12 protein-coding genes are annotated in these 13,677 nt (G+C 63.2%); 7 read left to right on the plus strand and 5 right to left on the minus strand.

What is annotated here, in order from left to right; genetic code table 11:
* Window positions 1-35: 35 nt before the first annotated feature.
* From ACYAR8_RS14360 to ACYAR8_RS14375, 4 genes are all read right to left on the minus strand, one after another.
* On the minus strand, window positions 36-1,043 hold the full coding sequence (locus ACYAR8_RS14360; RefSeq protein WP_074884811.1) for a transketolase family protein: 1,008 nt from the start codon (window positions 1,041-1,043) through the stop codon (window positions 36-38).
* A complete protein-coding gene (locus ACYAR8_RS14365; protein ID WP_463580236.1) occupies window positions 1,040-1,888 on the minus strand; it encodes a transketolase in 849 nt (282 codons plus the stop codon). Before ACYAR8_RS14365 ends, ACYAR8_RS14360 begins: the two co-directional genes overlap by 4 nt.
* A gap of 17 nt (window positions 1,889-1,905) precedes the next feature.
* Window positions 1,906-3,204, minus strand: a complete 1,299-nt coding sequence (locus ACYAR8_RS14370) for an MFS transporter (RefSeq protein ID WP_463580237.1) — start codon at window positions 3,202-3,204, stop codon at window positions 1,906-1,908.
* 88 nt (window positions 3,205-3,292) lie between these two features.
* On the minus strand, window positions 3,293-4,042 hold the full coding sequence (locus ACYAR8_RS14375; protein WP_108121780.1) for an SDR family NAD(P)-dependent oxidoreductase: 750 nt from the start codon (window positions 4,040-4,042) through the stop codon (window positions 3,293-3,295).
* A 221-nt stretch (window positions 4,043-4,263) separates the two neighbouring features.
* Between ACYAR8_RS14375 and ACYAR8_RS14380 the strand changes: the two genes are divergently transcribed.
* The 4 genes from ACYAR8_RS14380 to ACYAR8_RS14395 all read left to right on the plus strand — a co-directional run bounded on the left by ACYAR8_RS14380 (window position 4,264) and on the right by ACYAR8_RS14395 (window position 9,045).
* Window positions 4,264-5,181: a LysR substrate-binding domain-containing protein gene (locus tag ACYAR8_RS14380; RefSeq protein WP_463580238.1), complete on the plus strand. Its 918-nt coding sequence runs from the start codon at window positions 4,264-4,266 to the stop codon at window positions 5,179-5,181.
* A gap of 122 nt (window positions 5,182-5,303) precedes the next feature.
* Window positions 5,304-6,488 carry a DUF2252 domain-containing protein gene (locus ACYAR8_RS14385; protein ID WP_463580239.1) on the plus strand — a complete coding sequence of 395 codons (1,185 nt, stop codon included), beginning with the start codon at window positions 5,304-5,306 and terminating at the stop codon, window positions 6,486-6,488.
* A 96-nt stretch (window positions 6,489-6,584) separates the two neighbouring features.
* Window positions 6,585-7,016, plus strand: a complete 432-nt coding sequence (locus tag ACYAR8_RS14390; RefSeq protein WP_463580240.1) for a RidA family protein — start codon at window positions 6,585-6,587, stop codon at window positions 7,014-7,016.
* 1,552 nt (window positions 7,017-8,568) lie between these two features.
* Window positions 8,569-9,045, plus strand: coding sequence for a hypothetical protein (locus ACYAR8_RS14395; RefSeq protein ID WP_074885784.1), 477 nt, complete (start codon window positions 8,569-8,571; stop codon window positions 9,043-9,045).
* Here ACYAR8_RS14395 and ACYAR8_RS14400 read toward each other — a convergent pair.
* Window positions 9,035-9,964, minus strand: a complete 930-nt coding sequence (locus ACYAR8_RS14400) for a polyprenyl synthetase family protein (protein ID WP_463580241.1) — start codon at window positions 9,962-9,964, stop codon at window positions 9,035-9,037. The genes ACYAR8_RS14395 and ACYAR8_RS14400 overlap by 11 nt on opposite strands.
* A 198-nt stretch (window positions 9,965-10,162) precedes the next feature.
* Here ACYAR8_RS14400 and fni point away from each other — a divergent pair, with 198 nt between their 5' ends.
* Genes fni through crtY form a run of 3 tightly spaced genes read left to right on the plus strand, consistent with a single transcriptional unit; the run spans window position 10,163 to window position 13,676 of the window.
* Entirely contained in the window at window positions 10,163-11,218 is a 1,056-nt protein-coding gene (gene fni / locus ACYAR8_RS14405) for a type 2 isopentenyl-diphosphate Delta-isomerase (RefSeq protein ID WP_463580242.1), read from the plus strand.
* The gene (locus tag ACYAR8_RS14410; RefSeq protein ID WP_463580243.1) at window positions 11,215-12,489 is read left to right on the plus strand and encodes a glycosyltransferase; all 1,275 of its coding nucleotides are present in this window, start codon (window positions 11,215-11,217) and stop codon (window positions 12,487-12,489) included. Before fni ends, ACYAR8_RS14410 begins: the two co-directional genes overlap by 4 nt.
* Window positions 12,486-13,676 (plus strand): lycopene beta-cyclase CrtY, encoded by a 1,191-nt coding sequence (gene crtY / locus ACYAR8_RS14415; RefSeq protein ID WP_463580244.1) that lies wholly within the window; start codon window positions 12,486-12,488, stop codon window positions 13,674-13,676. Before ACYAR8_RS14410 ends, crtY begins: the two co-directional genes overlap by 4 nt.
* Window position 13,677 lies beyond the last annotated feature (1 nt).

Consider the following 13,677-nt stretch of genomic DNA (forward strand, 5'->3'; position numbering starts at 1 on the left):
AGGGGGGACTCGAAGAGCCCCCCGATGTTCTGCGCTTACAACCACGCCTTGATACGCGCGCACACCGCCGGGGTGGAAATCCCGTAGCGATCATGCAGTGTCGGCAGGGCGCCGGCGTCTAGGAAGGCGTCGGGCAGGGCGATCTGCCGGAACGTTGGCGTCACGCCGTTGCGCAAGAGCACCGTCGCCACCGCTTCACCCAGCCCGCCGATGATGGAATGGTTTTCCGCCGTCACCACCAACCGTCCGGGTTTGCGCGCTTCGGCGAGAAGGGTCTGCTCGTCCAGCGGCTTGATGGTCGGCACGTGCAGCACTGCCACATCGACGCCGTCGGCTTGCAGTGCCTTCGCCGCTTCCAGCGCGCGCATGGTCATCAGCCCCGTGGAGATGATCAGCACATCGTTGCCGGTGCGCAGGGTCTTGGCCTTGCCGATCTCGAAGGTGTAGCCGTATTCGTCGAGCACCAGCGGGACATTACCGCGCAACAGGCGCATGTACACCGGACCTTGATGGGCGGCGATGGCTGGCACTGCCTGTTCGATTTCCAGCGCGTCGCAAGGGTCGACGATCATCAGGTTGGGCATGGCGCGGAAGATCGCCAGATCGTCGGTCGCCTGATGGCTCGGGCCATATCCAGTGGTCAGGCCGGGCAATCCGCAGACGATCTTGACGTTGAGGTTTTCTTCGGCGATGGCCATGCAGATAAAGTCATAGGCCCGACGGGACGCGAACACCGCGTAGGTAGTGGCGAAGGGGACGAAGCCTTCTCGGGCCATGCCGGCCGCTGCGCTCATCAGCAACTGCTCGGCCATACCCATCTGGTAGAACCGCTCCGGGTGGGCCTTGGCGAAAATGTGCAGATCAGTGTATTTCGACAGGTCGGCGGAGAGTCCGACGATGTCCGCGCGTTGCTCGGCGAGGGCCGCCAGCGCGTGGCCGAATGGCGCCGGGCGTGTGGCCTGGCCTTCGGACGCAATCGAAGCAATCATCGCCGACGTCGTCAGGCGTTTCTTGCCGGGCTCGTTGTGGGTCAGTGCGCTCATGCCGTTCTCCCGAGTTGCAAATTTTCCAGTGCCAGATCCCACTCGTTTTCATCGACGCGAATGAAGTGGGTTTTCTCGCGGGTCTCCAGAAAGTCCACGCCTTTGCCCATTTTGGTGTCGCAGATGATCACCCGAGGTTGCGCACCGGTATGGTTGCGCGCGGCGTCAAAGGCGCTGACCAGGGCGTCGATGTTATTGCCGTCGACACGCTGGGTGAACCAGCCGAAGGCCTGCCAGCGGTCAACGATGGGTTCGAACGCCAGCACTTCGCTGGAATGGCCGTCGGCCTGCTGGTTGTTCACGTCGATGATCGCGATGAGGTTGTCCAGCTTCCAGTGGGAGGCCGACATCGCCGCTTCCCAGGTCGAGCCTTCGTTCAACTCGCCGTCCGAGAGCAGGTTGTAAACGAACGAGGTGGAGTGCTTGCGCTTGAGGCCCAGGCACGCGCCGACGGCAATGCCCAGTCCGTGTCCCAGCGAGCCGCCGGTGATTTCCATGCCTGGTGTGTAAGCGGCCATGCCCGACATGGGCAGGCGGCTGTCATCGGAGCCGTAGGTTTCCAGCTCATCGAGCGGAATGATCTCGGCTTCGATCAACGCGGCGTAAAGCGCGATGGCGTAGTGACCGATGGACAGGTAAAAACGGTCCCGATCTTCCCATTCGGGGTCTTGCGGCTGATAGCGCAAGGCATGGAAGTAGGACACCGCGAGCAGATCGGCCGCGCCCAACGCCTGACCGACATACCCCTGGCCCTGAACCTGCCCCATGCGCAGGGCGTGGCGACGAATATTGAAGGCGCGCTGGGCCAGCGACAAAGCGGCGTGACCCGATGGACTGATGTTCATGTGAGTGGCTCCTTTTATTAGCGATTGACGGACGCGGCGGGGATGCGCAGCACCAGCAGGGCGCCGATGCACAACACGCCGGTGATCAGGTACATGCCGATGGCGCTTGAGCCAGTTGTGGTGGTGATCCAGCCGATCAGGTATGGCGAGCAGAAGCCGGCGAGGTTGGCGAAGCTGTTGATGCCGGCGATCCCTGCGGCGGCGGAAACCCCGCCCAGCAGCGTGGTCGGAAGCATCCAGAACAGTGACGATGCCGAGAGCACACCGGAGGCGGCGAGGCACAGGCTGAGCACCGACAGCAGCAGATTGCCCCCCAGCAACGCCGCCAGCGACAGGCCAATGGCGCCGGCGATCATCGGGGCCACCAGGTGCCAGCGCCGCTCGCGGTGCTTGTCGCCACTGCGGCCCATCAACAGCATGGCCGCGATGGCGCACATGTACGGCAGGCTGGTCAACAGGCCGATGTGCAGTGGGTCGGCGACGCCGGCGTTGCGGATCAGCGTCGGCAGCCAGAAGGTGATTGCGTACTGACCCATGACCACGCAGAAATAGATGCACGCCAGCAGCCACAGGCGCCGATCACGAATGAACTCCCCGACTGACGCGTGGGTGACTTTCTGGCTGTTGTCCTCGGCAAGCTCCTTGTTGACCAGATCCTTTTCCTCGTCGTTGAGCCAGGTGGCCTGGTGCACGCCGTCCTTGAGGTAACTCAGCACCAGCAGCCCGACGATCAGGGTGGGAATGGCTTCGATGACAAACATCCACTGCCAGCCGGCCCAGCCGTGCACGCCGGCGAACTGGGTCATGATCAGCCCGGACAGCGGCCCGCCGATCATTCCCGACAGCGGAATGGCGATGAACCACAGCACAGTCATTCGCGCCCGGCGGTAAGACGGAAACCAGTAGGTCAGATAGAGCAGCAGGCCCGGTGCGAGACCGGCTTCGGCGATGCCCAGCAGAAAGCGCAGGCCATAGAACTGCCAGGCGGTTTCAACGAAAGCGAAGAGGGCGGAGATGATGCCCCAGGAAATCATGATGCGGGCGATCCAGCGGCGAGCACCGACCCGATGCAGGATCAGGTTGCTCGGCACCTCGCAGAGGAAATAGCCGAGGAAGAACATGCCGGCGCCGAGCCCGTACACCGCTTCGCTCAGGGCCAGGTCGTTCATCATCTGCAGCTTGGCGAAGCCGACATTCACCCTGTCCAGGTAGGCGCACAGGTAGCACAGCATCAGAAACGGCATCAGCCGCCACGCGGTTTTGCGGTAGGCATTGGTGCGGACGGAAACGACCGCATCCAGGGAGAGGGTAGTCATGATGGTCTGATCTCTTGTTTTTATGGTCAGCTGCGGCTGAAACGTCGATTCAGAACAGCGCCGGCGACCTCGGCCGGCGCAGAAGGCATCAATGGATGAGCATGCCGCCGTTCACGTCCAGGGTAATGCCGGTCAGGTAGGACGACAGGTCGCTGGCCAGAAACAACGCAGCGTTGGCGACATCCTGTGCCGCGCCCAGGCGACCCAGAGGAATGCCGTCGATAATTGCGTGGCGGCGCTCGTCCTGCATCAGGCCGCCGGTGATGTCGGTGTGAATCAGGCCCGGCGCGATGGAGTTCACGCGCACGTTGTCCGGCCCCAGCTCCCGCGCCATCGCTTTGGCCAGGCCCAGTACGCCGGCTTTTGCTGCGCTGTAGTGTGGCCCGCCGAAAATGCCGCCGCCACGTTGCGCCGACACTGATGACATGCAGACGATGCTCCCGGCCTTTTGCTCGCGCATCAGCGGAATCACCGCCTGGGACATCTGCAAGGTGCCGCGCAGGCTGACGTCGAGCACTTTGTCGTAGTCGCCGGGGCGAATGTCGAGGGTCTTGAGGGGTTGGGTGATGCCGGCGTTGTTGATCAACACGTCGATGCGGCCGAAGTGTTCGATGACCCGCGCGACGGCTTGTTTGACCTGCGCTTCGTCGGCGACGTTGGCGGCGAGGCCCAGGTGACCTTCGCCCAGGGAAGCGGCGGCGTCGCGGGCGGCGGATTCGTCGAGGTCGAGGATGACCACGCGGGCGCCCTGTTGAGCGAAGGTGGCAGCGGTGGCGCGACCGATACCGCGAGCGGAGGCGGCGCCGGTGATGATTGCGATTTTGCCTTGAAGGAGCATGGGCGTGATCTCGTGTGATTATTGTTATGGGCTGGATCAGCGGGAAGCGAACCTTTTCGCTGTCCGAAATATCTGGCCGGATCAGCTTGTGCTCCGTGCAAGGGTCGAGCAATGACGCAAAAGTCATTGGATGCTGAAAAAAATTCAGCACTCGTCACGCCTCGTTCGTGGTGATTGAATGTCGGCTCCCGACATAACAAGAACTCACCCGGAGCCGGACCATGAGGCGTATCGACGAAGCACCTGCCAGCGTGCCACCGCTGAAAGCCATTCAGGCCTTCGAGCAGACCGCGCGCTTTGGCAACGTCGCCCGGGCGGCGGAAGTGCTGGACCTGACGCCCTCGGCAGTCAGCCATCAACTCGCCAGGCTGGAAGCGATGATTGGCCGCCAGCTGTTTGTGCGTGCGGCGCGCGGGGTCACGCTGACGCCGGTGGGCGAGCAGTACCTGAAGGATGTTTCCGGGTTGCTGCACAGCCTGGCCATCGCCACGGAGCGGGCGGGCAGCGACGTCAGCCTCGACTGCCTGCGGCTGCATTCCTCGCCCAGCTTCGGGCTGCTCTGGTTGATGCCGCGACTGGAGGCCTTCCGCCTGAGCCACCCCGACATTCAGATCAATCTGTCGTGCTCCTATGAGTCGCTGCATTTCAGTCGCGACAAAATCGACGTCGACATTCGCCACGGCGAGCCGAACTGGCCGAGCTTCGAAGTGCGCACGGTGCGCAACGAAACCTTCGCCGTACTGGCTTCACCCAAGCTCGTCGGCCAGCGTGCGGTCGCTCAGGCCTCCGACTTGCTGGACCGGGATTTGATTCTCTCGGAAGCCACGCTGCTGCGCTGGCCTGCCTGGTTTGCCCAGCATGGTCTGGCACGCCCGGAAAAACCTTACGCGCTGAGTTTTGACCGCTCGTACATGACGCTCGAGGCCGCCAGCCACGGCCTGGGTTTTGCACTCGAAAGCACGTTGCTGGCGCAGAAATACCTGGCAAGCGGAGCGCTGGTCGAGGTGGCGCCCGAAGCGCTGTCAGCCCCGGTCGCGGCTCATCATCTGGTATTCCCGAAAGCGCACTCCGGATTTCCCCGGGTGCGGCGCTTTCTCGAATGGATGGAGGGCGAGTTGGGGCATGGGTTTGTGTTCTAAGGGGCAGTCGGCGGAGGTGGATCATTTCTGACATCACAACTCGTCATCCCAAATCGTGAAACATTCCGCAACATTTCTCTTCGGGGCGAGTCAACGCTACATCTCCCTGCAAAGAATTGTTCATGAAAACCCCTCGACCCTCCGCACGTCTCAAGCCGCTCAATGAATTGCGTAATCTGAAAATGGCCCGTTCCGCCCACGCCTATGTGCGGGGCAGCACGGTGCAGTTTTACGAATGGCTGCACAGCCAGTCCGGCCGGCGTCTGCCCAGCGGCCCGCCGGTGTGGATCTGCGGCGACTGTCACGCCGGTAATCTCGGTCCCACCGGCGATTCGAAAGGGCGCATCGATATCCACATCCGCGATCTGGATCAGACGGTGATTGGCAACCCGGCCCACGACTTGGTACGTCTGGCGCTGTCCCTGGCCACCGCTGCCCGTGGTTCCGATCTGCCCGGCGTCGCCACCGCAAGAATGCTCGAAGAGATGATGCAGGGCTACGAGCTGGCGTTCGAAGACGGGGCCGACGAGGAGCCGGCGCGCCCGGCGCAGGTGAAGGCGGGCATGCGCAGCGCTGTTCAGAGGACTTGGAAGCATCTGGCTCAAGAGCGCATCGAAGACACGCGGCCGACCATTCCGCTGGGCAAGCATTTCTGGTCGTTGTCCCGCGATGAGCGTCATGGCCTGAAAGACCTGTGCTCGACGCCGGAGATTCATGCGCTGGTGACGTCGCTGAAGGGCCGATCGAAGGATGACCGCGTAGAGATGCTCGATTGCGCGTACTGGGTGAAGGGTTGCAGCTCGCTGGGCCTGCTGCGTTATGCGGTCCTGTTGAGCGTGGGCGACGATGAGGATCAGGAGTACTGCCTGCTCGACGTCAAGGAAGCCGTCGCTGCCGCCGCGCCACGCACTCCGCGGGCGGGCATGCCCCGTGACAATGGCAAGCGCGTGGTGGAAGGCGCCCGGCATCTGTCGCCAGGGCTCGGCAACCGGATGATCGCGACGCGCATGCTTGACCACGGCTTCTTCGTCCGCGAACTGCTGCCCCAGGACATGAAGCTTGAGCTTGATCAGCTGAGCGAACGCGAAGCGATGAAAGCGGCCGGTTACCTGGCCCGCGTCGTCGGCCTCGCCCACGCCCGGCAGATGGACCTCGCCACGCGCTCGTCATGGATGCGTGAACTGCAGCTCAACCGCTCGCACACGCTGGATGCGCCGTCTTGGCTGTGGAGCAACGTCGTGCATCTGGTGGGCAGCCACGAGCAAGGCTATCTGGAGCATTGCCGCCGGTATGCGCTGGAGAATTGATACGCGCTCCAGAATTGATTCAAACGTCGGCGCCTGCTTGACCTCCACTTAGGTGGAGGTTCGAGACTGGGCGCTCTCACGTTCAGGATCGCCGTCATGACGCAAACCCCCGCTGCTGCTCCGTTCACCTTGTACAACCCCGAGGGCTTGTACGATCCGGCCCCCAACGCCTATTCCCACCTCGCCGCCGTTGCCCCGGGCGCCGAGTGGCTGTTTGTCGCCGGGCAGGGCGGGGAGGATGCCCAAGGCCAGCTTTCCCCGGTCTTTGCCGACCAGGCAGCCCAGGCCATCGCCAACCTGCGCACCGCGCTGCAATCCCGCGGGGCCGACCTTCACCATATCTTCAAACTGACGCTGCTGATGGTTGATCACTCGGAAGAACGGTTGCGTCTGTGGGTCGAGCAGGCGGATCTCGCATGGGCCGGCACTATGAAGCCGGTATGCACACTCATCCCCGTCCCACGCCTGGCGCTGGACGGGATGCTGATCGAGATCGAAGCGGTGGCAGCACTCATGCCCAGAGACTGATTGGTTTTCAGTGGGACCGGCTTCAGCCGGGAATAGGCCAGTCTCAACACTATAAATTCTGCAGTGTGACCGCCGACGCCTTCCCGGCTAAAGCCGGTCCCACAGTCGAGGTATGCCAGTCTCACTGGGGTTACGCGGTCGATTCGTGGGACCGGCTTCAGCCGGGAAGAGGCCAGCGTGGACACCATCAATTCTGCAGCGTGACTGCCGACGCCTTCCCGGCTAAAGCCGGTCCCACAGCCGAGGTTTGCCAATCTCACTGCGGGTACGCGTGCCTTCAGTGGGACCGGCTTCAGCCGGGAAGAGGCCAGTGTGAACACCATCAATTCTGCAGTGTGACTGCCGACGCCTTCCCGGCTAAAGCCGGCCCCACAGCCGAGGTTTGCCAATCTCACTGGGGGTACGCGTGCCTTCAGTGGGACCGGCTTCAGCCGGGAAGAGGCCAGTGTGAACACCATCAATTCTGCAGTGTGACTGCCGACGCCTTCCCGGCTAAAGCCGGTCCCACAGTCGAGGTTTGCCAGTCCCACTGGGGTACGCGGTCGATTAGTGGGACCGGCTTCAGCCGGTAAGAGGCCAGTGTGAGCACCATCAATTCTGCAGTGTGACCGCCGACGCCTTCCCGGCTAAAGCCCGCCCACAGTCGAGGTTTGCCAGTCTCACTGGGGTACGCGGTCGATTAGTGGGACCGGCTTCAGCCGGGAAGAGGCCAGTGTGAGCACCATAAATTCTGCAGTGTGACCGCCGACGCCTTCCCGGCTAAAGCCGGTCCCACAGTCGAGGTTTGCCAGTCTCACTGGGGTACGCGGTCGATTCGTGGGACCGGCTTCAGGCGGGAAGAGGCCAGCGTGGACACCATCAATTCTGCAGCGTGACTGCCGACGCCTTCCCGGCTAAAGCCCGCCCACAGTCGAGGTTTGCCAGTCTCACTGGGGTACGCGGTCGATTAGTGGGACCGGCTTCAGCCGGGAAGAGGCCAGTCTGAACGCCATCAATTCTGCAGCGTGACTGCCTACGCCTTCCCGGCTAAAGCCGGTCCCACAGTCGAGGTTTGCCTGTCCCCTTGGGAGTACGCTGTGCCTTCAGTGGGACCGGCTTCAGCCGGGAAGAGGCCATTCTGAACGCCATCAATTCTGCAGCGTGACTGCCGACGCCTTCCCGGCTAAAGCCGCTCCCACAGTCGAGGTTTGCCAGTCCCACTGGGGTACACGGTCGATTCGTAGGACCGGCTTCAGCCGGGAAGAGGCCAGTCTGAACGCCATCAATTCTGCAGCGTGACCGCCGACGCCTTCCCCGCTAAAGCCGGTCCCACAGTCGAGGTTTGCCAGTCTCACTGGGGGTACGCGGTCGATTAGTGGGACCGGCTTCAGCCGGGAAATCACCTGCAAAACCCATAACAGGCCTACCGGGTGGACCGCTTGCTGGTAAATTGGCGCATGCGTCATGTGTTGGGCCATTATTGGTTCCAGAGAGGGTGATTCGCGCTGGTGTGTCAGCCCTTGTCCTCGACGCTTGTCTTTGTTCAATCTTTCCTGCTGAAGGGATTTAAACCATGCGGCAATTTGCGGCCCTCGCTCTGTTTCTCAGTCTCAACGCATTCGCCCAGGACGCCCCCCAGCCGATCGCCAAATGGACGCTGCTCGACCAGTTCGACAAGGCCTACACGTTGGACGATCAGGCCCAGGTGCTGTTGATCGCCCGCAGCATGGCGGCGGCGAAGATGGTCAACGCCGCACTGGAAAACAATCCTGAGGGTTACCTGGAGCAGCGCCACGTTGTGTACGTGGCAGACATCGAGAAGATGCCGTCCCTGATAAAGATGGTCGCAGTGCCTGCCATGCGTTCGGCCAAGTTTCGCATTTTGCTTGACCGTGACGCCCGGGTCGCCTCGGCGTATGACGGCGACCGCGAAACCGTGCAGTGGCTGACGCTGAAAAACGGCACGGTCGTCCGTCAGGAACGTTTCTCGGATGGCGAGCAGCTCAAGCAGGCCATTGCCAAACTGGGTTCGCAGTCGGCTAGCCGTTGAGCGCGGCCTTTTCGAAGATCAGGCGCAGGTAGCCGGCGATGGTCGACGCATCGCCGTAGACCTCTCGCAGCGCCTGCTCGGCGCTGGACAAGTGCAGCGCCAGTTGCCGCTTGACCTTGTCCTCGCCGTAGAGCGAAACGAACGTGGATTTGCCGTCGTCCTTGCCTTGATCCTTGTCGCTGTCGGCGCAGCGGTCGCGCAGATCGTCGTACATCTGGAAAGCCTGGCCCAGCTCCATGGCGAAGTTCTGCAACAGCGGCCGCTGATCAGCCCGCGCGCCGCTGATCAGCCAGACCATGTCCATGATCGCGCCGAACAGCACGCCGGTTTTCAGGTTGTTGGTCAGGGCGATCTCGTCCGCATCACGGCTGCGCTGGCCGTCGCGCAAATCCTGAAACTGCCCGCGCACCAAGCCTTGCATGCCAACGGTATTGGCCAGCACTTCGACCAGTTCGGTACGGGTGGTGGCGGCCAGATCGCTGATGCTGGCAACGACACCGAAGGCGCGGCTGAGCAGGGCGATGGCGGTCAGAATGGCCACGTCCTCACCGAACTTCAGGTGAACCGTGGGCTGACCGCGCCGCAGCGAGGCGTTGTCCATGCACGGCATGTCGTCGAGCACCAGCGATGCAGCATGAATCATCTCGACGGCGCAGCCCAGGTCCACGGCCTGGCGCCTGATCGTGTGGCTGTTTTCACGGCCGTCCTCAACCAGCCCTTCGGCAGCGAGCACCAATAGCACCGGGCGCATGCGCTTGCCCGGCGCCAACGTCGATTCACGCATGGCCAGCGCCACCAGATCGCGCTCGTTGCCGGATTCCGGCAGCAGCTCGGAGAGGCGCGTCTCGATCGCCGCCCGGACGTCTCCCAGTCGCCCGGCAAAGCCCGATTTGATTGTTGTGTCGACGTTACCTGCCATCGGTCTTTCCCTATGCTTTAGCGGTAAAACTGTTCGTCGCGGAACGGTTCGGCGTGCGAGACCGGTCATCACGGAACGACTGCTGTTTCTTAATGCCTCAAGATACGGCAAAGTTGTACAGGAAAATCGGTTTTGTACAAGATTGCGTCTGCAGAAGACCGTATAGCCGGTTCAATAATTCAGCTGCATGGAGCGAGTATGACTCACAGCGATATGGGTCGTCGAAAAGACGATCACCTCGATATCGTGCTGGAGAGGCGCGCCAGCGTGCGCTCCTCCTTTTCCGGACTGGACGACATCCGCTTCGAACACTGCGCGCTGCCGGAGTTGAATCTGGACGACGTTGACGTGAGCAGCTCGCTGCTGGGCATTGCATTGCGCGCGCCGCTGCTCATCAGTTCCATGACCGGTGGGGCGGACCGGGCTACCGCGATCAATCGTCATCTGGCCGAAGCCGCTCAGGAGCTGGGCATCGCCATGGGCGTAGGCTCGCAGCGCGTGGCCTTGCAACGCGGCGGTGATCAGGGCCTGACCCGCGAACTGCGGCGTCTGGCGCCGGACATCGCCTTGCTGGGCAACATCGGCGCCGCGCAGTTGATCGAGCCTGACGGCCTGGACATGGCCCGCCGTGCGGTCGACATGCTCCAGGCCAATGCGTTGATTATTCATTTGAACCCCTTGCAGGAAGCTGTTCAGGCCGGCGGCGACCGGCGCTGGCAGGGCATTCTCGACGCCATCCACCGCGTGGTGCTTGATGTCGGCGTGCCGGTGGTGGTCAAGGAAGTGGGCGCTGGCCTGTCTGCCGATGTGGCGCTCGCGCTGGTGCAGGCCGGGGTGCAGGTGCTGGACATAGCCGGGCTTGGCGGCACCAGTTGGGCCGCTGTCGAGGCCGAGCGCGCCGAAAATCCGGCCGATCGTGAAGTTGCCATGGCGTTTGCGCAATGGGGCATCCCGACCGCCGTCAGCCTGGCCATGGTTCGCCAGGCCTTGCCGGACACGCCGCTGATTGCTTCCGGCGGCATTCACAATGGCATCGACGTGGCCAAGGCCATTCGGCTCGGCGCGGACGTTGTGGGTCAGGCTGCCGGCGTGCTGCGCAACGCGACTCTGTCGACCGCTGCGGTTATCGAACACTTCGACATCGTCATCCGCCAGCTGCGCATCGCCTGTTTCTGTACCGGTTCAGCGGACCTTCGCGCGTTGCGCAGGGCCCGCTTGCTGGCCCCCGACACCCTGCAGTCGTTGCTGTCATGACGCATTTTGCCGTCGTGGCGCCGGCGTTCTACAGCCACTTTCAGGCGTTTCAGGCGCTGGCCGGGACGCTGATCGACCGCGGTCATCAGGTGACCTTTTTTCAGCAGGCCGATGCACGGCGCTGGCTGACCGATCCGCGCATCGGCTTTCATGCTCTCGGTGCCCTCAGTCATCCGCCGGGCAGTCTTGAAGCAGCGTTGCGGCGTGCCGCCTGTTCGAACAATCCGTTGCGCCTGCGCCGGGTGATCCGCGACCTGTGCGACACCACGCGCATGCTCAGTGCCGAGCTGCCATCAGCGCTGGCGGTGCGGCAGATCGAGGCCTTGCTGTGTGATCAGATGGAAGCGGCCGGCGGGATGGTCGCCGAAGGGCTGGGCTTGCCGTATGTCTCGGTGGCCTGCGCCTTGCCGGTCAATCGCGAGCCGCAGTTGCCGCTGCCGGTGATGCCCTTTGCCTACGCCACCGATGAACGCAGTCAGCATATGTTCGAAGGCAGCCGCAAAGTGTACGACTGGCTGATGGGGCCTTTGAGCAAGGTGCTGCGTGAAGCTTCACGGCGCCTGGCCATCGAGCCCCGCGACGGGCTGCATGAATGCCTCTCGCCCTATGCGCAGATCAGCCAGACTCTCTCCGGTTTCGATTTCCCCCGTCAGCATCCACCGGCGAATTTTCACGCGGTCGGGCCACTGCGGGCGGCTCAACACGAACAACAGGGTGAGTGGCCGATAGACGCCGGTCGGCCGTTCATCTTTGCCAGCCTCGGCACGCTGCAGGGCAGTCGTTTTGACATGTTCAAGCGCATCGCTACGGCCAGCCGACAAATGAATGCGCAGTTGCTGGTCGCCCACTGCGGCGGGCTCGATGCGCGGCAGGAGCAGCGGTTGATAAAGGCCGGTGCGACCTGGGTGACCGACTTCGCGCCGCAACAGTGGGCGCTGCAACAGGCCGATGCGTTGGTGACCCACGGCGGGCTGAACACCGTGATGGACGCCATCGTCGCGCGCACGCCGATGCTGGTCATGCCCATCGCCTTCGATCAGCCGGGCGTTGCTTCGCGCGTTAGCCATGCCGGGATTGGCCTGCAACTGCGGCGCGGCGCCGGGGCAGCGCAGATTCGCGAGCGACTTGCGCAACTGCGCGGGTTGTCCACCGAACCTTTTGATCGCCTGGCAGCCGAGCTGACGAACGCTGGCGGCACGTCCCGCGCGGCCGACATTGTCGAAGCCGTGGTGCGCACGGGCGAACCCGTGCTGGCGGGGTTGGTGCCATGACCTATGACCTGATTCTCGCCGGCGGCGGACTGGCCAACGGTCTGATCGCCTGGCGCCTCAAACAGCTGCGGCCGGAGCTGCGGGTGCTGTGCATCGAAGAGCAGCCGCACCTGGGCGGAAATCACACCTGGTCCTATCACGCAGGCGACCTCACGGCCGAGCAGCATCAATGGCTGCAGCCTCTGGTGGTGCAGCGATGGGCTACCTACGATGTGCACTTTCCGCAACGCTCGCGCCGGTTGAACAGCGGCTACGCCAGCATAACCTCGGAACGCTTTGCCGAGGTCATTGAGCCCGCCTTGGGCGATGCGCTGCTGACCGGCCGACGGATCACCGAGCTCACCCCGAACGCCGTGGTGCTGGACAGCGGCGAGCGGCTTCAGGCCAACGCGGTGATTGATGGCCGCGGTGTGCAGGCCACGGCGCACATGGTGTTGGGGCAGCAGGCGTTCCTGGGACAGTTGCTGCGCTTGCAGGCGCCCCATGGCCTGACCGCGCCGATCATCATGGACGCCCGCGTCGCGCAGAGTGAGGGCTACCGCTTCGTCTACGTGCTGCCTTTTTCAGCCGACACCTTGCTGATCGAGGACACCCATTACGTCGATCAGCATTCGTTTTCCGCTGACCAGCTTCGTCAGCACATTGCCGACTACGCCGCCGCCCATGGCTGGGAGATGGCCGAGTGCCTGCGCGAAGAGCAGGGCGTGTTGCCGATCACCCTGGCCGGGGATTTCGCCGGATTCTGGCGTGAGGCAGCGGGGCAGCCGCGATCCGGATTGCGGGCCGGGCTGTTCCACTGCACCACCGGCTATTCGCTGCCCCATGCCGTGCGGCTGGCGGAGTGGATTGCTGCTCAGCCCACGCTGGATGCCGGGTCGCTGGATGCTGGCATTCGCGCCATCGCTCAACACGCCTGGCAATCCCAACGCTTCTACCGGCTGCTTAACCGCATGCTGTTTCTGGCCGGACGTCCGTCCAATCGCTGGCAGGTGATGCAGCGGTTCTATGGCCTGTCCGAAGGCCTGATCAGCCGTTTCTACGCAGGGCGCAGTACCCTGGCCGACAAGCTGCGCGTGCTCACCGGCAAGCCGCCGGTACCGATCAACGAGGCGGTCAAGGCCGCTGTTCGTTACCTGCCCAGGCACTACCAGGCCAGGCATCACCTGCCTAAGCACAACGAGAATTGAA

This window comes from Pseudomonas sp. HP_01, assembly GCF_055284355.1.